The 805-nt window shown below is 28.4% G+C and carries 1 pseudogene; it reads left to right on the top strand.

What is annotated here, in order from left to right:
* Positions 1 to 749 (top strand): annotated as a pseudogene (locus tag KGF50_RS21705) (RNA-guided endonuclease TnpB family protein); the annotation flags it as partial.
* Between the last annotated feature and the right edge of the window lie 56 nt (positions 750 to 805).

The raw sequence follows: 805 nt of genomic DNA, 5'->3' as shown, positions 1-805 counted from the left end.
ATTATGTACTTTAGTCAATATATAAAATTACCTAAACTTGGTATGGTTAAAGTAAGGGATAAACAAGTACCTCAAGGAAGAATACTTAATGCTACTGTATCCAAAGAGCCAAGTGGTAAATATTATGTATCATTATGTTGTACTGATATAGACATTAAAGCATTTGAAAATACTAATAGTCAAATAGGCTTAGATTTAGGAATTAAAGAATTTTGTATCTCAAGTTGTGGACAATTTATAGAAAATCCTAAGTATCTTCTAAAATCATTAAACAAACTTGCTAAATTACAAAGAGAATTATCGAGAAAAACAATTGGTAGTTCAAATAGAAATAAAGCAAGATTAAAAGTTGCAAGACTTCAAGAACATATAGCTAATCAGCGAAAGGATTTTCTACAAAAATTATCTACTAAATTAATACAAGAGAACGATATTATTTGTATAGAAGATTTACAAGTAAAGAATATGATTAGAAATCATAAACTATCTAGTTCTATTTCAGATGTGTCGTGGTCAGAATTTGTTCGTCAATTAGAATACAAGGCTAATTGGTATGGTAGACAAATTGTAAAGGTAGGTAAGTTCTTTGCAAGTTCACAAATATGCAATAAATGTGGGTATAAAAACGAGGCAATAAAGAATTTAAATATAAGAGAATGGATTTGTCCTTGTTGTAATGTAACTCACGATAGAGATATAATGCAAGTATCAATATATTAAAAGAAGGGTTAAGACTAATAACAGTTTAAAATAGATAACTTATGTAAGAACCGTAGGAACTACGGGGATAGCCTGTGGAGAATTA

It is taken from the genome of Clostridioides sp. ZZV15-6598 (assembly GCF_020657705.1).
Classification (GTDB): domain Bacteria; phylum Bacillota; class Clostridia; order Peptostreptococcales; family Peptostreptococcaceae; genus Clostridioides; species Clostridioides difficile_F.
The sequence above is the reverse complement of the archived record's forward strand: the minus strand, read 5'-3'. Positions and strand labels throughout refer to the sequence as shown.